The following is a 25,253-nucleotide window of genomic DNA, read 5'->3' on the forward strand; positions in this document are numbered from 1 at the left end:
ATGCCTTGAAAGGCACTTGCGGGCATCTTGCGGACGGTACGGCGCAGCCGATGGAAAATGCTATTGGCTGCGCGGATCGCGCCTTGCCGGTCACATCGGGAACTTCACGCCGACACATCATGTCGAATTCTCTCCCATATGCATGGCATCGGAGATTTCCTGCCCGGATTCTGATGTCCGGTTGAGCGGATCCCCAAGCCTGGCGCCGGCACCCATCTTCAGATGGACTCAGGATACCGGAGCCAAAAATAACGAAAGTTCAGTGGGTTACCTTAGTCGGAAACATTCCGGCTGACGTTTCGTAAACACCCACTTGACATTTTTTTATCATGCAGTCAAATTTTGATCAGATGATAAAAAATGGGAGGAGGAACCCATGAAGCAGGCACTCGCCACAGGTGCAGGCTTGCCACGGAGGAGGGGCGGAATCCGTATCCGCGTCAGTTCCGGACAAGGCATTTTTCTGCACGATCACTCTCCTGCGACCGTCTGACGGCCGGCACCATGATCACGATCGAAGACGTCTACGCGGCAGACCGCGTCAGCGAAGCCGGACTTGCGCGCCTGCGTCAGCGGGCCTGTGAAATCCGCGATCAGCACTGGGGACGGGAGATCACTTACTCCCGCAAGGTTTTCATCCCCCTCACCAATATGTGTCGCAACACCTGCGGCTACTGCGTCTTCGTCAAGCATCCGGGCGATCCGGCGGCCAATTACCTGACGCCCGACGATGTGCTCGACATCGCCCGCCGGGGTGAGCGCCTCGGCTGCAAGGAAGCCCTGTTCTCGCTGGGCGAGCGCCCGGAGCGGCGCTACCCGGAAGCAGCAGCCATTCTGAAGGATCTCGGCTACGCCACCACCGTCGACTATCTGGTCGATGCCTGCCGTCTGGTTCTCGAACACACCTCGCTGATCCCGCATGTCAATGCGGGCACGCTGACCGAAGAGGAGGTGGCGCGTCTTGGCGAGGTCTCGGCCTCGATGGGCATGATGCTGGAAAATGTCAGCAAGCGCCTGTCGAAGCCCGGCCTGCCGCATCATGCCTGCCCCGACAAGGCGCCGGTATTGCGCCTGCGCACCATCGAGGCGGCAGGGCGTCTCGGCGTTCCCTTCACCACCGGCATTCTGATCGGCATCGGCGAGACGTGGTCCGAGCGCATCGACAGCCTGATTGCCATCAACGAAATCCATCTGCGCCACGGCAATGTGCAGGAGGTGATCGTCCAGAATTTCCGCGCCAAGGCGGGCACCGCCATGGCCGAATGGATCGAGCCCTCGCGCCACGAAATGCTGAAGACGCTGGCCGCGGCCCGTATCGTGCTCGACCCCACGATCAGCCTGCAGGCCCCGCCCAATCTCGATGAGGAGTTCGAGGACTACATCGACTCCGGCATCAACGACTGGGGCGGCATCTCGCCGCTCACCAGGGACCACATCAACCCCGAGCGGGCATGGCCGGCGCTGGGCGAGCTTTCGCGCCGCACCTCCGCCAAGGGGTATCGCCTCGCCGAACGGCTGACCGTCTACCCCCGCTATCTGGCCGAGTGCCGGGAAGCGCTGGCCGGCCCGCTGTCCCGTCTTGCCCGCGCCGACGGTCTGGCGCGCGAACAATTCACGAGTTGAGCCATGAGCATCGATCTCGAAGTCATGAAGCAGTTGGAAAACCGCCCGGATGAGGTTCTGGCACGGGCCTCTGCAAAGGTGCGCGCCATTCTCGAGCGCGCGCTGGCAGGCGGAGAAATCTCGCGCGAGGCAGGTGAAATCCTGTTCAACACGGAGGGCGCGGACCTTTCCGCCGTTCTCAAGGTGGCCGATGCGGTGCGGCGCGAGCGGGTGGGCGACAGGGCAACTTTCGTCACGGTGCGCAACATCAACTTCACCAATGTCTGCTACATGGCCTGCCAGTTCTGCAATTTCGGCGTGCGCAAGGAGGCCAGCGGCGCAGAGCTGCTGACGCCCGAACAGGTGGCGGCACGCGCCGAGGAAGCGTGGAACCGGGGCGGCACCGAAGTCTGCATTCAGGGCGGCCTGCATCCCGACATTCCGGGCGACTATTATGTGCAGTTGCTGCGCGCGGTGAAGAAGCGCGTGCCGAAGATGCATGTCCACGCCTTCTCGCCCTTCGAGATCTGGTACGGCGTGCGCAAGAGCCGCATGCCGCTCGACGATTTCCTCGCCATGCTGCGCGACGAGGGGCTGGGCTCCATGCCGGGCACGGCAGCGGAAATCCTCGACACCGAAATCCGCCTGCAGCTCACCCGCAACAAGCTTTCCGCCGACGAGTGGGAACGGATCATCCGCGCCGCGCACCGGCAGAATATTCCGACCACCTCGACCATCATGTACGGCCATATCGACGGGCCGTCGCACTGGGCCGCCCATATCGACCGGCTGCGTTCGATCCAGAAGGACACCGGCGGCTTCACCGAACTGGTGCCGCTCGGCTTCATCCACGAAAACACCCGCCTCTACCGCAATGTGCCGGGCGTGCGGCCGGGACCTTCCATGACCGAGAACCTGAAGATGCACGCCGTGGCGCGCATCATGCTTCAGGGTTACATCGATAACATCCAGGCATCGTGGGTGAAGCTCGGCCCGGAAATGGCGCAGACCATGCTGGCCTGCGGCGTTAACGATCTCGGCGGGACGCTCATGAACGAGAGCATCTCGCGGGCAGCCGGTGCAAAGCACGGGCAGGAGATCACGCCGCTGGAGATGGTGCGCATCATCCGTGCCGCAGGCCGTATCCCCGTGCAGCGCAACACGCTCTATCAGACGCTGGAAGACTTCACCGATCACGATCCTCCCGAGATCGAGCCGCTGGTCGAGCGGGCGTGCGGCGCGAGCCCGGTCGCTTTCCTCACGCAGGCAGAAATGCAGCAGGCGGCGAGGGGCTGACGGATGGAAGCTGACGTTCAAAAAGTGGTGCTGCTTGCCGGTGGCGTCGGTGGCGCGCGCATGGCCGAAGGCCTGATGCACGCCTTACCGGAAGGGGCGCTCACCGTCATCGTCAATGTCGGCGACGACGACACCTTCTATGGCCTGCTCGTCTGTCCCGACATCGACACCATACTCTATACGCTCTCCGACCGGATCGACCGGGGGCAGGGATGGGGCGTCGCCAACGATACGGTGAACGGCCTCAATGTCCTGCGCGATCTTGGCGCGCCGGTGTGGATGAAGCTCGGAGACGCCGATTTCGGCCTGCATATCTGGCGCAACTGGCGCATGTCGCAGGGCGCCTCGCTGAGCGAGGTAACGGAAGAATGCGCCACTCGTTTCGGTATCAAAGCTCGCATCCTGCCCGCGACGGACGATCCCGTGCGCACCAGGCTGATGACGGAGAAGGGCCTGCTCGACTTCCAGAACTGGTTCGTCGGCGAACGTTGCCAGCCGGCCGTGCGCGAAATCAGCTATGCCGGCGCGGAAGAGGCTGCCGCCAGCCCTCAGGCACTTGCCGCCATCAGGGAAGCAGACCTGATCGTCTTCGCTCCTTCCAACCCGCTTCTGTCGCTTGAGCCGCTCCTGTCGGTGAAGGCCCTGCGCGAGGCGGTTGCCGCAAGCCATTCGCCCCGCATCGGCGTATCGCCTCTGATTGGCGGCAAGGCAGTTAAAGGCCCGCTCGACAAGCTGCTTGCCGATCTCCGCCAAGCCGGCGGCGCTGCCGGCGTTGCCGCCCGCTACAGGGGCCTGATCGACGGTTTTCTGGTCGACAGCGGCGACGTCAACGACATCGCAGTGATCGAGGCTGACGGCATAAGGGTTCATGCCACCGACATATTGATGCGTGATCCCGCCGGCGCGGAACGCCTTGCCCGCGAGCTTATCGGCTTTGCGCAAGGGGTCGGAGCCCCAGCACCCGGAGTTCGGGCATGACGGTCGCCATCGCCATATTGATGAAGGACCCCTGTCAGGCCAAGACGCGTCTCAAACCCGCACTTGGCAACGACGCGCGCGAAACGCTGGCGCTGCTCCTGTTCGAAAATACGCTGGGCTTCTTTCGCCGCTTCTATGGCGACAATCCTCTGGCGGTGGTTACGCCATCGGAGCGCGTGGCCGAGATCGCGCGCGCTCATGATGCGACCGCGCTCGGCCAGAACGGAAAGGCCGGCATCAACGGGGCGGCGGCCCGCGCCGCCGAATGGGCCCGCTCCATCAACGCCGAAAAGCTTCTCGTCATCCATGCCGACATCCCGACACTTGAGGCGGCCGAGATCGCCATCCTGATCGGGGCATCGGACGAAGCTTCTGTCGTCATCGCCGAATCCCATGACGGCGGCACCAATGCGATCCTGCTTTCGCCGCCCGACGCAATCCCGTTCAGCTTCGGCCCACGCTCGGCGGATGCGCATGAGACGGCGGCAAAGGGGAAGGGCAGGGGCTGCACGCGGCTCACGCTTCCAAATCTCTGCCGCGACATCGACACGCCACACGACCTCCTCTCTGCCTCAACCTCGGGCAGCATCCGCAGGCAGGGCGTCAGCCTGTTCGCCGTGGCCGGCATCCCGGAGATCGGGGCGGGTGACGATCTGTCGGCGGCGATCGCGCGGGCCCTCTCGGACATGGGCAGCGAGCTGATGCCGCGCGACATCGTGATCGTTGCGCAGAAGATCGTCTCCAAGAGCGAAGCGCGAATGTTTGCGCTCGACGCCTTCGTGCCCTCGCCGCGCGCTCTCGAGCTCGCGGCCGAAATCGGCAAGGACGCGCGCAAGGTCGAGGCGATCCTGTCGGAATCCTCCGACATCATCCGCGCCCGGCGGCAGGAGCCGGACGGCCTTCTGATCACCCGCCACCGTCAGGGCTGGATCTGCGCCAATGCCGGCATCGACCAGTCGAATCTGGGCGAGGGCAGGGACGACATGCTGCTGCTTCTCCCCGAGGACCCCGATGCCAGCGCCGCCCGCCTCCGGGCCGGACTTGAGGAGCGCTATGGCGTGCAGATCGGCGTCGTCATCACCGACACCTTCGGCAGGCCATGGCGTCACGGTCTGGTCAATGTCGCCATCGGCGTGGCCGGCGTGCCCGCAGTCGTCGACTGGACGGTGCGCGCCGACGCCTATGGGCGTGGCCTCAAGGCGACACTGCCGGCCTTTGCCGATGAACTGGCCGCCGCATCCGGCCTGCTCATGCAGAAGGATGCCGGCCTTCCCGTCGTGATCATACGCGGCCTGCCATGGAGCGACACGCCTTCGGCCAGCGCCGGCGACTTTCTTCGACCGCTTTCACAGGAGCTGTTTCTATGACCATTGCAATTCTCGGAGGAACCGGCCCGCAAGGGCAGGGGCTGGCGCTCAGGTTCGCGCGCAGCGGCGTGGCCGTGGCGCTGGGTTCGCGCGATGCCGAACGGGCGCGCGCCATTGCCGAAGACCTCAACGCGAAGCTGACCGAAGCAGGCGGATCTTTCACCTCCATCACCGGCACGGACAATGTGAACGCCGCGCAGTCTGCCGAGCGCATGGTGATGCTTGCCGTGCCATTCGCCGCGCACGAGGCCACGCTGGAGGAAGTGCGCGCAGCCCTCGACGGCAAGATCCTCGTCGATGTCGTGGTGCCGCTGGAGCAGGGCAATCCGCGCGGCTACGGCCCGCCCCCGGAAGGCTCGGCCACCGAGGCAGCCCAGAAGCTGCTGGGCGAGGGGGTTAAGGTCGTGGGCGCTCTGCACAACGTTTCCGCACACTCGCTGAACGATCTGCCGACGCCGATCAATTGTGACGTCTTCGTCTGCGGCGACGATCTCGCCGCCAAGGAAGAAGTGCAGGCGCTGATCGAGGACATTGGCGTTCAGACTTACGATGCCGGCCCCGCCAAAAGCGCGCGCTGCGTCGAGGCCATCACGCCTTTGCTGATCCGCCTCAACATCTCGAAGAAGGTTTCCTTCTCCCATGCGGGTGTCCGCATCTGGGCGCCCGGACACTGACGGGCGCGCCACCCAACACCAAGGGGTCTGAAGCGCGGCACCCGATCAAGTCCGCGTCGTTATAAAATGGAGGAAAACAATGGAATTCGGAATTACGTTCAAAGGCTTCGTCGAGCCCGACCGCGCCCGCTATCTGGTGCGCGCCGCCGAATATGCGGGCTTCAGCCATTGCTGGTTCTATGACTCGCATATTCTGTGGCGCGAGTGCTATCCGGCCATCGCCATGTGCATGGAGCACACCACGAAAATGCATTTCGGTCCGCTCGTCACCAATCCGGACGTGCGCGACTGGTCGGTAGCCGGCTCGCTGTTCGCCTCGCTGAACAAGCAGAGCAACGGCCGCTTCGAGATCGCGGTCGGCCGCGGCGATTCCTCGCGCCGCGTGATGGGCAAGAAGCCTGCCCCGCTGTCGCGCGTCACCGAATTCGTGCAGAAGATGAAGGCCATGGTGCGCGGTGAGGAAGTCACCTATCCGGAGTGCCCGGAGCCGGTGAAATTTCCCTGGGCCGTCGGCCACGACATGGCGGCCTGGATCGGCGCCTATGGCCCGCTGGCGCTGAAGGCCGCCGGTGAAGCCGCCGATGGCGTAGTGCTCCAGATCGGCGATCCGAGCCTGTGCAAGTGGTTCACCGACCAGTGCATCGAAGCCGGCAAGGCAGCCGGGCGCGACATGTCCAAATTCCGCTCCATGGCCGCTGCTCCTGCCTATTTCGGCACCAAAGAAAAAGCCATCGAGGCGACCAAATGGTTCCCGGCCATGGTCGGCAACCACGTCGCAGACATCGTCGAGAAATACGGCGCCGATTCCGATCTCGTGCCGAAAAGCCTCACCAGCTACATCGAGAAGCGCCGCGGCTACGACTATTCCAAGCACGGCCAGAGCGACAATCCCTATCTCGACTTCATCACGCCCGACATTGTCGAGAGCTTCTGCGTGCTCGGCGAGCCGGAGGACCATATCGCCAAGATCCGGGAACTGGAGGCGGCAGGCGTCACGCAGTTCAACATCTATCTCGACAGCGGCGAGGAAGAGGAAATCATTGCGCGCTACGGCCGCGAGGTTATTCCCGCCTTTGCGAAAAACTGATCTGGCCGGAAACAAGCCATGATCCGGTGCAGGCGACCGAAACCGGCCGCCTGCATCATGCCGACAAAAACCGACCAGTGCCCCGAAATGCATCGAAAGGAACATGTCATGTCCACTTCCGGCGAGAACCTTCGCATTGATCCGGACCGTTTGTGGGATTCGCTGATGGAGATGGCGAAGGTTGGTCCGGGCATTGCGGGCGGCAACAACCGCCAGACGCTGACCGACGCCGACAATGAGGGCCGTCATCTGTTCCGGCGCTGGTGCGAGGATGCCGGCCTTGAGATGGGCGTCGACCGCATGGGCAACATGTTCATGACGCGCCCCGGCACCGACCCGGAAGCGCTGCCGGTCTATATCGGCTCGCATCTCGACACCCAGCCGACAGGCGGCAAGTTCGACGGCGTGCTGGGCGTGCTGGCGGGGCTGGAAGTGGCGCGCTCGCTCAACGACCTCGGCATCGCCACAAAGCATCCCATCGTTGTCACCAACTGGACCAACGAGGAAGGCGCGCGCTTTGCACCCGCCATGCTGGCGTCGGGCGTGTTCGCCGGCGAGCTTGAGCTCGACTATGCCTATGGCCGCACCGACATGGAGGGCAAGCGCTTCGGCGACGAGCTGCAGCGCATCGGCTGGGTGGGCGAGGAAGAGGTGGGCGCGCGCAAAATGCACGCCTATTTCGAATACCACATCGAGCAGGGGCCGATCCTCGAAGCTGAAAGCCGGCAGATCGGCGTCGTCACCCATGGCCAGGGGCTGTGGTGGCTGGAATTCACGCTGACGGGCAAGGAAGCCCATACCGGCTCGACGCCGATGGCGATGCGGGTCAATGCCGGCCTTGCCATGGGCCGCATTCTGGAGCTGGTGCAGACTGTTGCCATGGAAAACCAGCCGGGCGCCGTTGGCGGGGTGGGACAGGTGACGTTCGCGCCCAATTCGCGCAACGTGCTGCCGGGCAAGGTGGTGTTCACGGTCGACATCCGCTCGCCCGACCGGGCCAAGCTTGACGCCATGCGGGCGAAGGTCGAGGCCGGGGCGCAGAAGATCGCGGACGAGCTTGGCGTCGGCTGCGCGGTGGAGGCGGTGGGCCATTTCGATCCGGTGACCTTCGCGCCCGAGCTGGTGGCGCGGGTGCGCGCCGCGGCCGACAGGCTGGGCTATTCGCACATGGACATCATCTCGGGCGCCGGCCATGACGCGTGCTGGGTGGCGAAGGTGGCGCCGGCGACGATGATCATGTGCCCCTGCGTCGACGGTCTGTCGCACAACGAGGCCGAGGACATCTCCAGGGAATGGGCCGCAGCAGGCGCCGACGTCCTCCTCCATGCCGTCATCGAAACGGCGGAGATCGTAACCTGAAACACGGCTCCCATTTGCCGGAAAAGCTTACGCTGCGTCGCCGCGGCAAATGATACCAGACCGCTGAAATGTCACCAGAAAGTGGTTACGTCTTTGCAGGAAGGCAACATAATGCCTTTCTGCAAGATCGCCCCGGTGACACCCGTGATTGCCGGAGAGCTTGCCTGTTGAGGACAAGGAGTTCGGCAATGACAGATATCCGCAAGGTAACGGTGCTCGGCACGGGCGTTCTGGGTGCGCAGATCGCTTTCCAGACAGCCTATAGCGGCTTCGATGTCACCGCATACGACATAAATGAGGCCGCCCTTGAAAAGGCCCGCAAACGTTTCGCCGGGCTGGTCGAGACCTACACCAAGGAAGTGCCGGGTGCGGCCGGCGGCAAGGCCGAAGCCACGCTGTCGCGCCTTTCGCTGTCCGCCGACCTTGCTGAAGCCGTCGCCGATGCGGATCTGGTGATCGAGGCCATTCCCGAGGTTCTCAGCCTCAAGCAGGAGACCTATGCGAAGCTTGGCGAATTCGCTCCGCAAAAGACCATCTTCGCCACCAACTCCTCCACCCTCCTGCCCAGTGCCATGAAGGATTCCACTGGTCGTCCCGACCGCTTTCTTGCCCTGCATTTCGCCAACAGCATCTGGAAGTTCAACACCGCGGAGGTGATGGGCACGGCCGACACCGATCCGGCCGTCTTCGACACGCTTGTCGAATTTGCGGGCGAGATCGGCATGGTGCCGATCCCGGTGCGCAAGGAGAAGGCGGGCTATGTGCTCAACTCCCTGCTGGTCCCGCTCCTGAATGCTGCTGCCGAGCTCGCCGCCGGCGGCTATGCGGAACCGCACGATGTGGACAGGGTCTGGCGCATCGCCACCGGCGCCCCGATGGGGCCGTTCCAGATCTACGACATCATCGGCCTCACCACGCCCTACAACATCCTGTCGCACGGAAACGAGCATCATCAGAAGCTCGCCGCGTGGCTGAAGGAAAACTACATCGACAAGGGCAAGCTCGGCATCGCCACCGGCGAGGGCTTTTACACCTATAAGGGCTGAACCCCGAAACCGACTTTGCCGGGCGATCGTCCTGCCCGCCCGGCAGGGCCGTTTCCGATCACGCCCGATCAGCGCTCTATCGTGAAGCTGATCGGCACCGTGACAAAAGTGTTGACGTCCGGCGGAGGCTTCGGAGCCGGCGAAGCCCGCCGCAGCAGACCGAGCACTTCCTCGTCCAGTTCTGGCACGCCGGACGGGCTGACCAGCTCGGGTGCCATGATCGTTCCGTCCGGCGCGACGACGAAGCGAACCTGTACCAGCCCCTCCTGCCGGCGTGACAGCGCCGCCTTCGGATAGCGTTTGCGCCGTTCGAGATGAGCGGCAAGACGCCCCAGCCATTTCTGCTCGGCCTGGACATTGCGGTTGACCCCGCGCATAGCCTCCATGGCAAGGGTGGCATCGGCATCATTGGCCAGTTTCAGCTCGTCCGCCTGCGGAATATCGGGCAGCGGATCGTCTTCCAGTCCCTTCGCCTTTGCGACCTTCGATTTGTCAGGCGCGCTTTCCTCGATCTTGCGCGTTTCAGGGCTCGGGCGCTGCGCCGGCACGGGAATGCTGTCGGGCAGGGGCTCGGGCTGCACGACAGCTTCTTCCGGTTCGGGTTCCTCTAGCTCCTCCACATCGCTTTCTTCCGGAACGGCTTCTTCCGGCGCGTCCGCTTCCGGATCGCCCTTGCGGGCTTCCTGCAGTTCCTCATTGTCGACGGTCGGATCCGCGACGAATTCGACCATGATCGCCATGGGCTCGGGTTCAGGAACCGGGTGATCTGCCGAAAAGGAAAAGGCAATCAGGGCCGTACCCGCGCCAATGTGCACGACCACGGAGATCAGAAATGCAAGCCAACGCGGAAACGCGGTTGCTTCCGGCATGCGGGAACGACCCGGCTTCTGCGTACGAAGCCGGACGGCAGCTTTTCCCCGGACCCCTGAATTCATCCCCGTTGGCATCAAAACTGTTCATGGTCAGCGCGACACGATCCGGCGCTTCGGAGGGTGAGGCGATCCGAAAGCGTCGCCCTGCCATAAAGATGACTGTTAGTGTCATATTTTTTTGGTGAGCGGTAGACGTTCTTTTGAATATGGGATGAAATAGGCTCGTCAGGCGCTTATTTGTCAGTTGTGAGCGACATTCATTCGTAAGGAAAAAGTCATGCGCGCCTCCAGAATCGCCACGGCCATGCTGGCTGCCCTGCTGCTAGGTGTTTGATCCCACGGTTTAATGGTGCGATCCTTTCTCTGGAATGGAGGGAAGCCCTATGGGACAAATTCGTCACGGCAGCGCCACGACCACGCACGCTGTCCGAGCAGCAATACAGCGATCGCAAGCTTCGCTCGCGCAACTGAGCAGGGAGTTGGGTATCAACCCCAAGACCGTTGCGAAATGGCGCAAGCGCGCGACGGTAGAGGATATGAAGACGGGGCCGTCAGAGCCGCGGTCCACCGTCCTCACCGAAGCCGAGGAGGCGATGGTTGTGGCGTTCAGGCGCCATACGCTTCTACCATTAGATGATTGTCTTTACGCCCTGCAGCCCTCGATCCCGCACCTGACACGATCCGCACTGCACCGGTGCCTGCAACGGCATGGCATCTCGCGCTTGCCGGATGTGGAGGGCGACAAACCTAAGCGGTCGAAGTTCAAGCGCTACCCCATAGGGTTCTTCCATATCGACATCGCCGAGGTTCAGACCGCTGAAGGCAAACTATATTTGTTTGTCGGTATCGACCGCACGAGCAAGTTCGCCGTGACCCAACTCGTCGACAAGGCCGACAGGAAGACCGCCTGGGAATTCCTTCAGCATATGCTCGAAGCCGTGCCCTACCAGGTCCATACCATTCTCACCGACAACGGTATTCAGTTCGCAGAGCAGCCTCGGAACCGGAATACCATCTACTCCCGGCCGATGCGCTTTGACATGATCTGCGAGGCCAACGGGATCGAGCACAGGCTGACCAAACCCAACCATCCATGGACCAATGGCCAAGTCGAACGGATGAACCGCACGATCAAGGAGGCCACCGTCAAGCGCTTCCATTACGACAGCCACGAGCAGTTGCATACACACCTCGCCGACTTCATGGCGGCCTACAACTTCGCACGAAGGCTCAAGACCCTCGGCGGTCTCACGCCCTACGAATACATCTGCAAGATCTGGACATCAGACCCGGATCGATTCATCCTCAATCCGATCCACCAGATGCCGGGACTGAACAGCTAGGCACTGCAAGTGCAGCGGCGGCGGTCAATGTCACATTCGTCAAACCGGAAAAATATCGGGACGAAGATTTCCGCAATGCGTCGAAGCGGGAAGGCGTGATCAGGGAGCTGACCCGCCATTTCGAGCGCCTGGACAAACGCTATCTCACCGCGGGCGAGAAGCTGGAAATTGCGGTGCTCGATGCACGGCTGGCCGGGCGCTACGAGCGGTGGCAGCCGACATTCAACGACGTCCGCATTTTGAGGGACACAACGCCGCCGCGCTTCGTGATCCGTTACACGCTTCGTCAGAACGGCAAGATCATCGCCAGCGGCGAGGAAACCGTCAGCGACCTCAGCTATATGTGGCGCGCCTCCGCACGCAATTCCACGGAACGCTTTGCCTATGAAAAGGACATGCTGCGGGACTGGTTCCGCAAGCGCTTCGTCGAACTGAAACCGCCGCGCGGCTGAAATCCGCAGCGGAAGAGGCCGGGCGCCTTCAGCATCCGAAAGCCGCTCCTGTTTCCGGGCCAGCTTTCGAAAAATGCACCCGTGCTACCCGTTAACGACCGACAGGGCTTCGTCGGCGATCACCTGTTCCTCATCCGTGGGAATGACGAAAACAGACACGCGGCTCCCGGCGCTGCTGATCACCGGGGCATTGGCCTTGTTGGCCTCCGGGTCGACCGCGACGCCAAGCCATTGCAGCCTTTCGCACACATCGGCGCGCACGGCTGGCTGATGCTCGCCAACGCCGGCGGTGAAGACGATGGCGTCCAGCCCGCCAAGCGTGGCGGCAAGTCTCGCCATCTCGCCGGCGATGCGGAAGGTGAATACCTCGATGGCTTCGCGGGCCTCAGGCCGGTCGCTTTCGAGCAGAACGCGGCTGTCGGCGCTGATGCCGGAAAGGCCGAGCAGACCGGAACGGTTGTAGAGAAGATCCTCGACATCCTCCAGCCTGCGCCCGCCCGCGCCCAGGAGATGCAGCAGAACGCCTGCGTCCAGCGCACCGCAGCGCGTCGCCATGGGTATGCCGTCGAGCGTGGAAAAGCCCATGCTGGTGTCGAGGCTGGCGCCGTTTTCCATGCCGCACAGGCTGGCGCCCGAACCCAGATGGGCTGCCACCACCTTGCCGGCGGCAGCCACGGCATCGCGGCGCGCCAGTTCACCGGCAATGAACTTGTAGGACAGGCCATGGAAACCGTAGCGCTTGATGCCATCATCATGCAGCGCGCGCGGCAGGGCGAAACGCCGCACGACATCCGCATTTGTGCCATGGAAGGCCGTGTCGAACGAAGCGGTCTGCCGGATGCCCGGCCGCAGGCGCGCAATGGCGTCGATCAGCCTCAATGCCTGCGGCTGGTGCAAGGGGGCCAGCTCGACCAGTTTCCCGATCTGTGCAAGGCTCTCGTCATCGATAGCGACCGGCCCGTCGAACAGGTCGCCGCCATGCACCACGCGATGGCCGATGGCTGCGACATCATCGAGATCATAGTGCCACGACAGGCGCTCGAAGGCCTCGCCTAGGACGGCATCAAGCTCCTCGCCGGGCTGAGCTTTCAGCTCGACGTCGAACCGATCCGGCCCCTCCGAGAGCTGGAAACGAAGTGGCGTCTGACGAAAGTCGATCATGCCCTTGCCGATACGCCGGGCTTTGTCCTGATCGAGCGCAAACAGGCCGATCTTCACCGTCGAGGAACCGGCATTGAAGGTTACAAGCATTTTCTGGTTCATGCCGGCAGCTTCCCCGCGAGAGATTTTCTGGCCGCAACCAGCTTTGCAAGAGCCGCCGAGGCGATCCGCGCGCTGAGCGGATCGGAACGGCTGGTCAGAACGATCGGCACGCGCGCGCCAAGCACCAGTCCGGCCGCCGTCGCGCCGGCAAAGTGGATAAGCTGCTTGGCAAGCATGTTGCCCGATTCCAGATCGGGTGTGAGCAGTATGTCGGCCTGGCCGGCCACATCGGAGACGATGCCCTTCATCTTCGCCGCATCCATGCTTACCGCATTGTCGAAGGCCAGAGGACCATCGACCTTGCCGCCGGTGATCTGGCCACGTGTGGCCATCACCGTAAGAGCGGCCGCATCGAGCGTGACCTGCATCTTAGGGTTCACCGTCTCCACGGCGGCGAGAACCGCGACGCGCGGCGTTTCGACGCCGAGTATCCGCAGAAGGTCGATCGCGTTCTGGCAGATGTCGCGCTTCTGCTCCAGCGTCGGCTGGATGTTGATGGCGGCATCGGTGATGATGATCGGCTTGGAATAGGCGGGCACGTCCATGCCATAGGCATGGCTGATACGCCGCTCGGTGCGCAGGCCGGAATCCTTCGCCACCACGGCACCCAGCAATTCGTCGGAATGCAGGCTGCCCTTGACCAGCACGGAAACCTTGCCCGCCACCGCCAGTTCGACAGCGCGCGCGGCAGCGGCATGGCTGTGCTCCACAGCTTCGATGGCAATTCCGGCAAGATCGACGCCGGCAGCTTCCGCCGCCGCCCTGATCTTTTCCTCCGGGCCGATCAGCAGGGGCTCGAAAAGCCCTTCGTCGCGCACCTCCACGGCACCCAGAATGGCGGCCGTGGAACAGGGATGCACGATTGCCGCACGCACCGTGGGAAGGCTTCTGGCTTCACGCACGAAAGCTTCGTAGCGGTCGTGCCGCCTCAGTGACACATCGGGAAGCCGTGTCGCCTGCCATTCCACCGAACGGGAGGGAGCAATCACTGTTGCGATCCCGGACAGGACGTCCTCGCCTTTCTGATTGGTGCAGATGGTATCAAGCAGAACAATGTTCTTGTCGGCTCGCTTCTCCGTGACCTTCACCGTGGCGGTGACCGTATCGCCGGGAGCGACCGGCTTCAGGAAATGGAACTCCTGTCCAAGATATATGGTGCCCGGGCCGGGCAGCCTGGTGCCGAGCACGGCCGATACCAGCGCGCCGGTCCACATGCCATGGGCAACGATGTGGCCGAAGAGATCGGTGGAAGCGAAGGCAGCATCGAGATGGGCAGGGTTTACATCGCCTGAAACCGTCGCAAACAGCTCGATGTCGTCACGGCCGACAACCCGCACGATGGAGGCGCTGTCGCCGATCTGTAACTGGTCGAAGGTGCGGTTGGTCAGAAGCTGGGTCTGCATGATCATCCTATCGCTGAAACACATAGGTGCCGGGGGCGTCTTCAAGAGGCGCATAGCCCTTGTCGGGTGCGCCGGTTGAAGGCGGAGCGACCCTCTCTTTCGTCGAGCGCTCAAGCAGCCAGTCCGACCATTCGAGCCACCACGAACCGTCTTTCGCCGAAGCTGCCTCGACCCATTCCTGCGGATCGAGATAGGGATCATGCTGGCGCCGCTCGGCAATGCGGTAGCGGCGACCCTTGTGGCCGGGCTCGCTGACGATGCCGGCATTGTGGCCGCCGCTGGTCAGCACGAAGACGAGATCGCCATCGGTCAGCTGGTGGATCTTGTAGACGGATTGCCATGGAGCAACATGGTCCCGCTCGGTGCCGACGACGAACATCGGAACGCGCACGTTCTGCATCGCGGCGGGGCGCCCCTCCACCATGAAGCGCGCCGTGGCCAGTTCGTTGTCGAGATAAAGCCGCTTCAGATATTCGGCATGCATCTTGTAGGGCATGCGCGTGGGGTCCGCGTTCCACGCCATGAGGTCGTTCATGGTCGTGCGTTCGCCCAGCATGTAATCGCGCACAATGCGCGACCAGATCAGGTCGTTTGAACGCAGAAGCTGGAACGCTCCGGCCATCTGGTCGGAAGACAGATAGCCACGGTTCCACATCATGCTTTCAAGGAAATGCAGCTGGCTGTGGTCGATGAACAGCGCAAGCTCGCCGGGCTCCGCGAAGTCGGTCTGCGCGGCAAACAGGGTCAGCGAGGCAAGGCGATCATCATTGCGCTGCGCCATCGCAGCGGCTGCGATCGAAAGCAGCGTGCCGCCGAGGCAATATCCTGTGGCATGGACCTTCCGGTCCGGCACGATCGCATTGATGGCATCGAGCGCGGCCATGACACCGAGCTTGCGGTAGTCGTCCATGGTCAGGTTGCGGTCATCGGCGGTTGGATTGCGCCAGGAGATGCAGAAAACCGTGTGGCCCTTCTCCACCAGATAGCGAACCAGCGAATTGTGGGGGGACAGGTCGAGAATATAGTATTTCATGATCCACGCAGGCACGATCAGCACCGGCTCGGCCAGAACCTTGTCCGTCGCGGGTTCATACTGGATCAGTTCGATCAGATGGTTGCGATAGACCACCTTGCCCGGCGTGGCGGCGACTTCCTCTCCCGGCGTGAAATTCTCCGTCCCGACCGGCGGCCGGCCCGATACGGCGCGCGCGGCATCTTCCATCCAGTTCTGCATGCCCTGAACGAAATTGGTTCCACCCGCCTCCAGCGTTCTTGCCAGCACCTCGGGATTTGTCAGCGGGTTGTTCGACGGGGAGAAGACGTCGAGCATCTGGCGCGCCATGAACGACACCACATCCTCGTGATGCGGGGTCACGCCCGGAACCTCATGCGTAGCATTGTGCCACCACTGCTGCGCCAGCAGGAAAGACTGGGCGAAGGATGAGAACGGTTGCTGCGACCAGCCTTGCGCCTTGAAACGATAATCTCCCGGCAGCGGCTCTATGCAGGGCGGCGTTTCGGGATCGACGGCGGCGGCTGCCAGATAGGTGGAAAGCCGGGCAGATTTGCGGACGGCCTTATCAACGAGTTCAAGCCGCTTGCCGGGCGCGGCGGCAAGATGGATGCTCCAGTCGATGAGCGCCAGAGCGAGCGAGGCCGGCGACAGCCCCCCGGTGAGATGCGCGCTCAGCGCCTCGCGCATCTGGTCGATGGCACGGTAGGCTTCGGACGAGACGCTCTCGTCAATCGCCCGCGGCATAACGGCATTTTTGCTGGTCTTTCGAAGCTGCGTCTGGCTCCTGGCAGGCGCCTTGTTCCGCGGAGATGTTTGAGCACTCACTGGATTCACCTTTCCACAAAGCAGGAGAAGAAGGGGTGGCACATGGGCCGTGGCCCAGCAGCTGACCGAGTGCCAGCACGAAGAGACGTTCGGTCTCGCCGTCATCACCGTCGAGAAGCGGTTCGCTGCCGATGACGTCGTGCAGAATGCTGACACCGGCAAAGAAGGCGGCCACCAGGGCGGCCTGGCGTTTCGACACATGCGGATGAGCGGCAATCAGAGGGCCGATGAAATCTTCCATCAGCACCTCGCGCAGCACCTGCGAGGCATCAGGGCTGGAGAAGGATCGGAAAACAATGTCCAGCATGCGGACTTCATTCTGCGGCTCGTCGCCCAGCGTCTGCCGTGCAAGGGTGGCGGCGAGTTCCTGAATGTTGCCGGAAAACATCCAGTCCGGCCGCATCGCCGCACGGATGGACGCCCGGAACAGATTTTCCTTGGAACCGAAGCAGCGGTGGACATAGGCCACGTCCACACCGACATCGGAAGCCAGATCGCGCAGCGAGGTGGTGCTGTAAGACTGGGTTGCGAAACGCGCCATGGCAGCCCTGAGAATACGCTCGCGGGTGTTTCCGCCAGAGTTGGCGGCTGATGTTTTGACTGGCGCTGTCTGGGGAACGGTCATCTTGGAATTTTTCGTGGCCTCATGCTTCGCAATACAGCTTGCTTCTACCGGCAATGGAGGTCAACATTGTTGACATAGATCAATGACGATTCATCCGCTTCGGTGAATCCTGGGCTCGAAGGTTCTCATCATTGCGAGGAGTGGACGATCATGGCCGAGGGGAAACCGACTGAAGCGCAGACGCATTACGCCCGCTTCCCATCCCTGTTTCGACCCGACTGGCTTGCCGTGGCCACAGCCGCACAGGTGCGGTTCGGCGTCGGCGTCTGGGGCGGCGTGCTGAGCACCACAGCCAAACAGCTCCAGTATCAGGCCGATTATCTGAAAAAGCTTTCGGAAGCCGAGCGGCCGTCCGATGCGGTTACGAGCAGCAGGGAATTCGTGCAGAAGGTCGTCAGCAGCGTCGCCGCTGAAGGGCGGCAGGTGTTCGACAGGAATGTCGCGCTCATTGCCGCTTCACGGCAGGTCGGCTGATCCGGGGGCACGTTAAACATTCAGGTAAGGAAAGAGCAAACAACAGGTTGCACTCTCCGGGTATGAAGATACCGTTATCCGCAACCTGACGACTCGAAGTAAATCGAAACATCCGTTTCACTCCGAGGGACACCGAATTTAAGTATCATGACCGCCGGTTCGCGGCGGATCAGGCAGCGAGGGGATCAAGTGAAATATATCCGATCCGGTCCGGCGCGGGTTTCTCCGTTCGCGCCCTCTTTCGAGTGCGGGCTCATCGCCGCGGCAAATGCAGAGGTTACAGCATCATGAAATCTGCCAAGAACTGGATTGTGGCCATAGTGGTCGCCGCAGTGGTTGCCGGAGGCTACTATTTCTGGCGGTTCTACGATGGTTCCGGACTGCCTGACGGCATTGTCGCGGGCAACGGGCGCATAGAGGCTGTGGAGATAGACATCTCCGCCCGCACGCCGGGCCGCATCAAGGAAATTCTTGCCGACGAAGGCATGTTCGTGGAGGCCGGACAGGTTCTGGCCCGCATGGATACCGAGCAGATGGAAGCGCAGCGGCGCCAGCTCGAAGCCCAGCTCAAGCGGGCTTCGATCGGCATCGAAACGGCGAGCGCACTGGTCAAGCAGCGCAATGCCGAGAACGCTGCCGCGCAGGCCGTGGTCGCTCAGCGCGAGGCGCAGCAGGATGTCATCGACAAGAAACTGGTGCGCTCCGAGCAGCTTGCCCGCAGCGGAAACCTTTCGCAGCAGCTTCTGGACAATGACCGCGCAGCTGCGCTGGAGGCCGCAGCAGCCGTCAACGCGGCCCGTGCCCAGCTTGCGGCAACGGAGGCCGGCATCAGTGCCGCGCAGGCGCAGGTCGTCGATGCGGAGGCTGCCGTGGATGCAGCCAGGGCAGCGATCGAGAGCATTACCGCCGACATCAATGATGCGGTCCTGCGCTCGCCGCGCGATGGCCGCGTCCAGTATCGCGTGGCGCAGCCCGGAGAAGTTATCGCCAGCGGCGGCCGCGTGCTCAATCTGGTCAATGTCGGCGATGTCTACATGACCTTCTTCCTGCCGACGGCACAGGCCGGGCGCGTGGCCATGGGCACCGAAGTGCGCATCGTGCTGGATGCGGTTCCGCAGTATGTCATCCCCGCCAAGGTGAGTTTCGTCGCCGACGTCGCCCAGTTCACGCCGAAGACTGTGGAAACGGAAGAAGAGCGCCAGAAGCTGATGTTCCGCGTCAAGGCACAGATTTCGCCTGAACTTCTGCGCGAATATATCCAGTATGTGAAAACCGGGCTGCCGGGTGTCGCCTATGTCAAGCTGGACCCTGAGACCGAATGGCCGGCACAGCTGCGCGAGGTCGTCAAGCCGTGACCATGGATGCTGCCGAAGCCGTGGCGCCGTCAGACGAAAAGCCAGATGGCAAATTCGTCGCGCGGTTGCAGAATGTCGGCCTGAGCTATGGCGAGACACGGGCACTGGACGGGATCAACATCCAGATTCCGGCCGGGTGCATGGTCGGCCTGATCGGTCCCGACGGCGTGGGCAAATCGAGCCTGCTGTCGCTGATCGCGGGTGCCCGCGTGGTTCAGGAGGGACAGGTCGAGGTGCTGGGCGGCGATATCGCCGACCGGCGGCACCGGCGCGAGGCCTATTCCAGCATCGCCTACATGCCGCAGGGCCTCGGCCGCAATCTCTACCCGACCTTGTCGGTGTTCGAGAACATCGACTTCTTCGGCCGCCTGTTCGGCCACTCGAAGGAAGAGCGCCAGCACCGCATCGACACGCTTCTGGCACGCACCGGCATGTCGCCTTTCGCGACGCGGCCGGCCGGCAAGCTTTCCGGCGGCATGAAGCAGAAAACCAGCCTGTGCTGTTCGCTGATCCATGACCCTGACCTCCTCATTCTCGACGAACCGACCACGGGCGTCGATCCGCTGTCGCGCGGACAGTTCTGGGAGCTGATCGACGATATTCGCGGCGAGCGCGAAGGCATGAGCGTCATCGTTGCCACCGCCTACATGGAAGAGGCCGAGCGCTTCGACTGGCTGGTCGCCATGGACGACGGCAAGATCCTCGCCACCGGCACACCGGCGGAACTGCTGGCAAGGACCGGCACCGACAATCTGGATGCGGCTTTCGTGGCGCTGCTGCCGGAAGAAAAGCGCAGAGGCCACAAGCAGGTCGTGATCGCGCCACGGCCGGCCGATGCCGCCAGCGACATTGCCATCGGCGCGAAGAACGTCACCGTTCGCTTCGGCAACTTTACGGCCGTCGACAATGTGAGCTTCGAGATCCCGCGCGGCGAGATTTTTGGTTTCCTCGGCTCCAATGGCTGCGGCAAGAGCACCACCATGAAGGTGCTGACCGGTCTGTTGCCGGCCAGTGAAGGCACCGCCATGCTGTTCGGCAAGGAAGTCGACACGCGCGACATGGAGATACGCCGGCGCGTCGGCTATATGAGCCAGGCTTTCTCGCTCTATTCCGAGCTTACCGTCCGCCAGAATCTTGAGCTTCATGCGCGCCTGTTCGCCATGGCGCCTGAAACCATTCCCGGCCGCATCGAGGAAATGGTGCGCCGTTTCGATCTCAGCGCCGTTATGGAAGCGCTGCCCGAAGCGCTGCCCCTCGGCATTCGCCAGCGCCTGTCGCTGGCCGTGGCGCTGATCCACTCACCCGAAATCCTGATCCTCGACGAGCCGACATCCGGTGTCGATCCGGTGGCGCGTGACGCGTTCTGGGAAACCCTTGCCGAACTGTCGCGCAAGGATGGCGTCACCATTTTCGTCTCGACCCATTTCATGAACGAGGCGGCGCTCTGTGACCGCATTTCGCTCATGCATGCCGGCAAGGTTCTGGTCTCCGACACGCCGGACGGTATCATCAAGCGTAAGGGCGCGGAAACGCTTGAGGAAGCCTTCGTCGCCTATCTGGAAGAGGCAATCGGCGATGCCGGCCAGCCGCAGGCCGCGGAAATCACGCCCGTTGAGCCGGAACCTGAATCCGGGAAAACTTCCGATCAGCGTTTTTTCAGTTTCCGCCGCATGTTCGCCTATACCCAGCGCGAGGCGCTGGAACTGCGCCGCGACCCGATTCGCGCCAGCCTTGCGATCATCGGATCGGTGCTTCTGATGTTCGTCGTCAGCTTCGGCATCAGCATGGATGTGGAGGACCTGTCCTTCGCGGTGCTCGACCGCGATGACACCACCATTAGCCGCGACTACGCACTTCAGCTCGCCGGCTCACGCTACTTCATCGAGAAGGAGCCGATCAGGGATTATGCCGATCTCGACCGGCGCATGGCCAGCGGCAAGCTCAGTCTCGCCATCGAAATCCCGCCCGGTTTCGGCCGGGATGTTTCGCGCGGCACCAATGTGCAGATCGGCGCCTGGGTGGATGGCGCCATGCCGATGCGCGCCGAAACGGTGCGCGGTTATGTTCAGGGTGTTCACCAAACATGGCTCATCCAGAAGGCGCGCGAGATTTATGGCGATGCAGCCACCATCGGGAAATTCCAGCTTGAGGTGCGTTACCGCTACAATCCTGACGTTCAGAGCCTTGTGGCGATCGTTCCCGCGATCATTCCAATCCTGCTTCTGATGATACCGGCCATGCTGGCGGTGCTGAGCGTGGTGCGTGAAAAGGAGCTGGGCTCCATCGTCAACTTCTATGTTACGCCGGTGACCCGCACGGAGTTCCTGCTTGGCAAGCAACTGCCCTATGTGGCGCTGGCCATGCTGAACTTCGTGATGCTGTCCTTCTTCGCCGTCTACATATTCGGCGTGCCGTTCACCGGCAGCTTCGCGGCCTACACGGCGGCGGCCCTGCTTTATGTGATCTTCACGACCGGCATGGGGCTGGTGGTCTCCACCTTCATTGAAAGCCAGATCGCGGCGATCTTCGCCACCGCACTGCTCACGCTCATTCCGGCTGTGCAGTATTCCGGCCTCATTGACCCGGTCTCGTCATTGCAGGGTTTCGGTGCCGTTATCGGCAACATTTACCCGACGACCTATTTCGTCAACATCTCGCGCGGCGCCTTCTCGAAGGCGCTGGAATTCGCCGACCTCGCCCCGCAATTCATCCCGCTGCTGATTGCCGTGCCGGTGCTCTTCATCCTCGGCATCGTGCTCCTGAAAAAACAGGCGTCCTGATCCATGCGTGTTGCCAACATCTACAATCTGGGCGTGAAAGAACTGCGTGGCCTCGGCCGCGACAAGATGCTGTTGTTCCTGATCGTCTATGCCTTCACCATAGCGATCTACACGGCCGTGACGGCGATGCCGGAATCGCTTAACCGCGCCGCTATCGCCATCGTCGACGAAGACCAGTCGCCGGTGTCCTCGCGCATCACCACGGCGTTCTATCCTCCCTATTTCGTGGTGCCGAAGCTGATCGACCAGTCCGAGATGGACGCGCGCATGGACGCCGGAAGTGATACCTTCGCGCTCGACATTCCACCGAATTTTCAGCGCGACCTGCTGGCCGGCCGATCGCCTTCGATCCAGCTCAACATCGACGCCACCCGCGTCAGCCAGGCCTTCACCGGTGGCACCTATGTGCAGGCAATCGTCTCCAGCGAGGTAAACGAGTTCCTCGCCCGCCATCGCGGCGCTACGGAGCTTCCCGTCGATCTGGCAATGCGCATGCGTTTCAATCCGCAACTCAACAAGGGCTGGTTCGGTGCGCTGTCGAACGTGGTGTTCTCCATCACCATGCTCTCCATCGTGCTCACCGGCGCCGCGCTTATCCGCGAGCGCGAACATGGCACCATCGAGCACCTTCTGGTCATGCCTGTGACGCCAGCCGAAATCATGATCAGCAAGGTGCTGTCGATGGGGCTGGTGGTGCTGGTCGCCTCAGCCGCCTCCATCGTCTTCGTGGTGCAGGGGCTGCTGCATGTGCCCATTCAGGGTTCGGTGGCGCTGTTTCTGTTCGGAGCCGCCGTTCATCTCTTCGCCACGACCTCGATGGGCATTTTCCTTGCCACCATGGCAGGCTCGATGCCGCAGTTCGGCCTGCTGCTGATGCTCATCCTGCTCCCCTTGCAGGTGCTCTCGGGCGGCCTTACGCCGCGCGAGAGCATGCCGCAGATCGTTCAGGACATCATGCTGGCCGCTCCCAACACACATTTCGTCATTCTGGCGCAGGGCGTGCTTTTCCGCGGTGCGGGTCTGGATGTGGTCTGGCCTCAGATACTGGCGCTGTTCGTGATCGGCTCGGTGCTTTTCATGCTCTCGCTGCGACGCTTCCGAAACTATCTGCGCTGATTTACCGGTCCGGGCGGATAGCCGGGAAAATATGCCGCTGGCAGATCGTAGCCTGCCCCGCAAGGGGCAGGCGGATTTCATGTCGCTGTCAGCCTGCTGCGCGGTCCCCGATTTCGTAGCTGCGGATCATATCCTACAGCTGTTCGGCGCGCAGTTGTTCGGCGCTTTTGGGTGAAAGCAGGCCCGGAGCCACATCGAACACCGTCTTGGCACCATATTGCCCTATCTGGTGAAGGCGATGCACGGCACGCGCATAAGCCACCAGAACACTGGCCGTGAATTCTGGATTGCTCTCCAGTTTCAGGCTGTATTCTATCGTTTGCGTTGTGCCGGCCGCTGTGTTGCCGCTGCGGATCACGAAGCCGCCATGCGACATCGCCGAATGATCCCTGGCCAGTTCCGCCGCGCTGATGAAATTCACCGTTGTGTCATAGTCGGAAAAATAGTGCGGCATCTTGATGATCGTATCGCGCACCTGAGCCGCATCCGCGCCCTCCTCCAGCACCACGAAACATTCGCGATGATGTTTTTCCCGCGTGGTCAGAATCCGCCTCGCGCCGCTTCGGGCCTGTTCAACCGCGGCCGGAACCGGACGCGTATACTGCACCGCGCCGGCCACACCGGGAATGCGGCGCACCGCATCGGAATGCCCCTGGCTCAGGCCGTCACCCCAGAACGTGTAGGTGTCGCCATCGGGCAACAGGGCTTCGCCGACAATGCGGTTGATGGAGAACATTCCCGGATCCCATCCGGCGGAAATCAGCGCAGTTCTGCCGCCAGACCGTGCCGATGCATCCACAGCGGCGAAGTATTCCGGGATACGCGCATGCGTGTCGAAGCTGTCGACGGTGTTGAAAAGGGCAGCCAGTTCAGGCCCTTGTTGCGGCAGATCCTCTTTGGATCCGCCGCACAGGATCAGCACGTCAATGTGATCGGCATGGCCCGATATTTCCGCCATGGAGAATACGGGCGTTGCCGGGCACTTCGGGCTGAGCTGTTCAGGTGCGCGCCGCGTGAAGATGCCCACAAGGTTCATGTCGGGGTTGTGCGGCATCGCCGCTTCAACGCCTCTTCCGAGATTACCATGGCCGGCGATGGCAACACGGATGGGTTGGGGCATGCTCATGATCGTCATTCCTGATGGGGAGATGATTCCTCTGAAACAGCGAGGAAGCGAAGAAAGGCAAGGCAATACCGAATCGGAGAAACATTTCAAGAAGCGCAGGGCGCCGTTCCGGCATCGCCCGCGACTACAGTCTCTCCGGCGTTCCACTACCGTCGGCACAATTGCCATTTGATTGACCGGCTAATGATTATGAGCGGTGCTGCCGCTGCTGATATTTCTGCATGTCAGCAGCGGCAGCGAACCAGCCGTAGCTACAGCCTGCGCTTCTCCCATTCGGTGCTCGGGAAAAAGCATGGTATCGCCGATTGCGGAGGTGGCGAGCCGCTACTGTTGCCGTGATGTGACAGTTGCCGATATTCATCCGCCCGCCAACAATCATCACATAACATCATCCGGGGCAGGGAGCGGCATGCATATGCGCCGCACCCCGCAGAAAACATGATAATTTTACACATGTTTTTCGCCGAAGAGCCGAAATTGTGCCGATTCCGGCGCAATTCAACACCATTGAAGAGGTTTCAGCGATCTGATTAGAGAGTTCTGCCGCGCTGCGCCTCGCGGGAACGACGGCAGGATGAATATGCGTGTCGAAGCACTGATGAAGCCAGAGTGGCAAATCGCTCCGATGGTGGGGCTCCACATTGCGCAGTTTTCCGATCGGAGTGGGCAGCCGTGGCGAGTGGTCTGACGGCAGCGTTTCTCAACAACCGCCGCTCCCTGATGTGGAGCCTGATGCGGATCGTGCGCGATCCGCAGATCGCCGAAGATCTGACGCAGGAAACCTATGTCCGGGCCAGTCAGGCCATGGTGTCTGGACCAGTGGAGCACATCGAGGCGTTTCTCTATCAGACGGCCCGCAATCTGGCGCTTGATCATCAACGCCGCAGCCGGATGCGCGGCGGTGTCGAGCATTTCGGCGCGACAGAGGCCGAGATCGCCAACATCGCCGCCGATCAGCCTACGCAGGAAGCGGTGGTCATCCATCGCGAGCGGCTGAGGGCATTTGAGGATGCCCTTTCGCAACTGCCCGCCCGCGCGCAGCAGGTCTGGCGGCTCAGCCGGGTCGAAAAATGGCCCTACCCGAAGATCGCCGCCCACCTCGGCATTTCCCACAGCACAGTTTTCAACGATGTGAAGCTGGCGCTGGCCCATTGCCAGCAGGCGCTCGATCGTCTCGACCGCGGTTGAATCCGAT

The 25,253-nt window shown here is 62.3% G+C and carries 21 protein-coding genes; 15 read left to right on the forward strand and 6 right to left on the reverse strand.

From position 1 onward, the window contains the following. Nucleotides 1-504: 504 nt before the first annotated feature. The 8 genes from cofG to MIC97_RS17865 all read left to right on the forward strand — a co-directional run bounded on the left by cofG (nucleotide 505) and on the right by MIC97_RS17865 (nucleotide 9,409). Nucleotides 505-1,623: a 7,8-didemethyl-8-hydroxy-5-deazariboflavin synthase CofG gene (gene cofG, locus MIC97_RS17830; protein ID WP_239801338.1), complete on the forward strand. Its 1,119-nt coding sequence runs from the start codon at nucleotides 505-507 to the stop codon at nucleotides 1,621-1,623. 3 nt (nucleotides 1,624-1,626) lie between these two features. After that, complete coding sequence (gene cofH / locus MIC97_RS17835; protein ID WP_239801339.1) at nucleotides 1,627-2,898, forward strand: 5-amino-6-(D-ribitylamino)uracil--L-tyrosine 4-hydroxyphenyl transferase CofH; 1,272 nt, start codon at nucleotides 1,627-1,629, stop codon at nucleotides 2,896-2,898. A 3-nt stretch (nucleotides 2,899-2,901) separates the two neighbouring features. Beyond that, on the forward strand, nucleotides 2,902-3,876 hold the full coding sequence (gene cofD, locus MIC97_RS17840) for a 2-phospho-L-lactate transferase (protein WP_239801340.1): 975 nt from the start codon (nucleotides 2,902-2,904) through the stop codon (nucleotides 3,874-3,876). After that, nucleotides 3,873-5,243 (forward strand): coenzyme F420-0:L-glutamate ligase, encoded by a 1,371-nt coding sequence (gene cofE, locus MIC97_RS17845; RefSeq protein WP_239801341.1) that lies wholly within the window; start codon nucleotides 3,873-3,875, stop codon nucleotides 5,241-5,243. Before cofD ends, cofE begins: the two co-directional genes overlap by 4 nt. Next, nucleotides 5,240-5,917, forward strand: a complete 678-nt coding sequence (gene npdG / locus MIC97_RS17850; RefSeq protein WP_239801342.1) for an NADPH-dependent F420 reductase — start codon at nucleotides 5,240-5,242, stop codon at nucleotides 5,915-5,917. The genes cofE and npdG overlap by 4 nt, the downstream gene beginning before the upstream one ends. Nucleotides 5,918-5,996: 79 nt before the next feature. Further along, nucleotides 5,997-7,004 carry a TIGR03842 family LLM class F420-dependent oxidoreductase gene (locus MIC97_RS17855; protein ID WP_239801343.1) on the forward strand — a complete coding sequence of 336 codons (1,008 nt, stop codon included), beginning with the start codon at nucleotides 5,997-5,999 and terminating at the stop codon, nucleotides 7,002-7,004. 108 nt (nucleotides 7,005-7,112) lie between these two features. Then, nucleotides 7,113-8,363 (forward strand): Zn-dependent hydrolase, encoded by a 1,251-nt coding sequence (locus tag MIC97_RS17860; RefSeq protein ID WP_239801344.1) that lies wholly within the window; start codon nucleotides 7,113-7,115, stop codon nucleotides 8,361-8,363. A 188-nt stretch (nucleotides 8,364-8,551) separates the two neighbouring features. Next, entirely contained in the window at nucleotides 8,552-9,409 is an 858-nt protein-coding gene (locus MIC97_RS17865) for a 3-hydroxyacyl-CoA dehydrogenase (protein WP_239801345.1), read from the forward strand. A 68-nt stretch (nucleotides 9,410-9,477) separates the two neighbouring features. Here the strand turns inward: MIC97_RS17865 and MIC97_RS17870 are convergent, their stop codons facing one another. Beyond that, nucleotides 9,478-10,278, reverse strand: coding sequence for an energy transducer TonB (locus MIC97_RS17870; protein WP_239801346.1), 801 nt, complete (start codon nucleotides 10,276-10,278; stop codon nucleotides 9,478-9,480). Between the two features lie 386 nt (nucleotides 10,279-10,664). Between MIC97_RS17870 and MIC97_RS17875 the strand changes: the two genes are divergently transcribed. After that, nucleotides 10,665-11,624 carry an IS481 family transposase gene (locus MIC97_RS17875; RefSeq protein ID WP_239801347.1) on the forward strand — a complete coding sequence of 320 codons (960 nt, stop codon included), beginning with the start codon at nucleotides 10,665-10,667 and terminating at the stop codon, nucleotides 11,622-11,624. After that, a complete protein-coding gene (locus MIC97_RS17880) occupies nucleotides 11,579-12,076 on the forward strand; it encodes a DUF3016 domain-containing protein (protein WP_239801473.1) in 498 nt (165 codons plus the stop codon). The genes MIC97_RS17875 and MIC97_RS17880 overlap by 46 nt, the downstream gene beginning before the upstream one ends. Nucleotides 12,077-12,160: 84 nt before the next feature. Here MIC97_RS17880 and MIC97_RS17885 read toward each other — a convergent pair whose 3' ends face one another. Genes MIC97_RS17885 through MIC97_RS17900 form a run of 4 tightly spaced genes read right to left on the reverse strand, consistent with a single transcriptional unit; the run spans nucleotide 12,161 to nucleotide 17,261 of the window. Then, the gene (locus tag MIC97_RS17885) at nucleotides 12,161-13,339 is read right to left on the reverse strand and encodes an acetate/propionate family kinase (RefSeq protein WP_239801348.1); all 1,179 of its coding nucleotides are present in this window, start codon (nucleotides 13,337-13,339) and stop codon (nucleotides 12,161-12,163) included. After that, the gene (locus MIC97_RS17890; RefSeq protein ID WP_239801349.1) at nucleotides 13,336-14,742 is read right to left on the reverse strand and encodes a bifunctional enoyl-CoA hydratase/phosphate acetyltransferase; all 1,407 of its coding nucleotides are present in this window, start codon (nucleotides 14,740-14,742) and stop codon (nucleotides 13,336-13,338) included. Before MIC97_RS17890 ends, MIC97_RS17885 begins: the two co-directional genes overlap by 4 nt. Nucleotides 14,743-14,749: 7 nt before the next feature. Further along, nucleotides 14,750-16,501 carry an alpha/beta fold hydrolase gene (locus MIC97_RS17895; protein ID WP_239801350.1) on the reverse strand — a complete coding sequence of 584 codons (1,752 nt, stop codon included), beginning with the start codon at nucleotides 16,499-16,501 and terminating at the stop codon, nucleotides 14,750-14,752. Further along, entirely contained in the window at nucleotides 16,485-17,261 is a 777-nt protein-coding gene (locus tag MIC97_RS17900; RefSeq protein ID WP_239801351.1) for a TetR/AcrR family transcriptional regulator, read from the reverse strand. Before MIC97_RS17900 ends, MIC97_RS17895 begins: the two co-directional genes overlap by 17 nt. 96 nt (nucleotides 17,262-17,357) lie before the next feature. Between MIC97_RS17900 and MIC97_RS17905 the strand changes: the two genes are divergently transcribed. From MIC97_RS17905 to MIC97_RS17920, 4 genes are all read left to right on the forward strand, one after another. Continuing rightward, entirely contained in the window at nucleotides 17,358-17,681 is a 324-nt protein-coding gene (locus tag MIC97_RS17905; RefSeq protein ID WP_239801352.1) for a hypothetical protein, read from the forward strand. A 287-nt stretch (nucleotides 17,682-17,968) separates the two neighbouring features. Continuing rightward, nucleotides 17,969-19,036, forward strand: coding sequence for an HlyD family efflux transporter periplasmic adaptor subunit (locus MIC97_RS17910; protein ID WP_239801353.1), 1,068 nt, complete (start codon nucleotides 17,969-17,971; stop codon nucleotides 19,034-19,036). A gap of 2 nt (nucleotides 19,037-19,038) precedes the next feature. Then, the gene (gene rbbA, locus MIC97_RS17915) at nucleotides 19,039-21,816 is read left to right on the forward strand and encodes a ribosome-associated ATPase/putative transporter RbbA (RefSeq protein ID WP_239801474.1); all 2,778 of its coding nucleotides are present in this window, start codon (nucleotides 19,039-19,041) and stop codon (nucleotides 21,814-21,816) included. Between the two features lie 3 nt (nucleotides 21,817-21,819). Next, a complete protein-coding gene (locus tag MIC97_RS17920) occupies nucleotides 21,820-22,932 on the forward strand; it encodes an ABC transporter permease (RefSeq protein WP_239801354.1) in 1,113 nt (370 codons plus the stop codon). Between the two features lie 133 nt (nucleotides 22,933-23,065). Here MIC97_RS17920 and MIC97_RS17925 read toward each other — a convergent pair whose 3' ends face one another. Continuing rightward, nucleotides 23,066-24,052 carry a diaminopimelate dehydrogenase gene (locus tag MIC97_RS17925; protein WP_345773565.1) on the reverse strand — a complete coding sequence of 329 codons (987 nt, stop codon included), beginning with the start codon at nucleotides 24,050-24,052 and terminating at the stop codon, nucleotides 23,066-23,068. A 678-nt stretch (nucleotides 24,053-24,730) separates the two neighbouring features. On the opposite strand from MIC97_RS17925, the gene MIC97_RS17930 reads away from it, so the two are divergent. Further along, nucleotides 24,731-25,246, forward strand: coding sequence for a sigma-70 family RNA polymerase sigma factor (locus MIC97_RS17930; RefSeq protein WP_239801356.1), 516 nt, complete (start codon nucleotides 24,731-24,733; stop codon nucleotides 25,244-25,246). Nucleotides 25,247-25,253 lie beyond the last annotated feature (7 nt).

Source organism: Aquamicrobium sp. NLF2-7 (genome assembly GCF_022359935.1).
In the GTDB taxonomy this organism is placed as follows: domain Bacteria; phylum Pseudomonadota; class Alphaproteobacteria; order Rhizobiales; family Rhizobiaceae; genus Mesorhizobium; species Mesorhizobium lusatiense.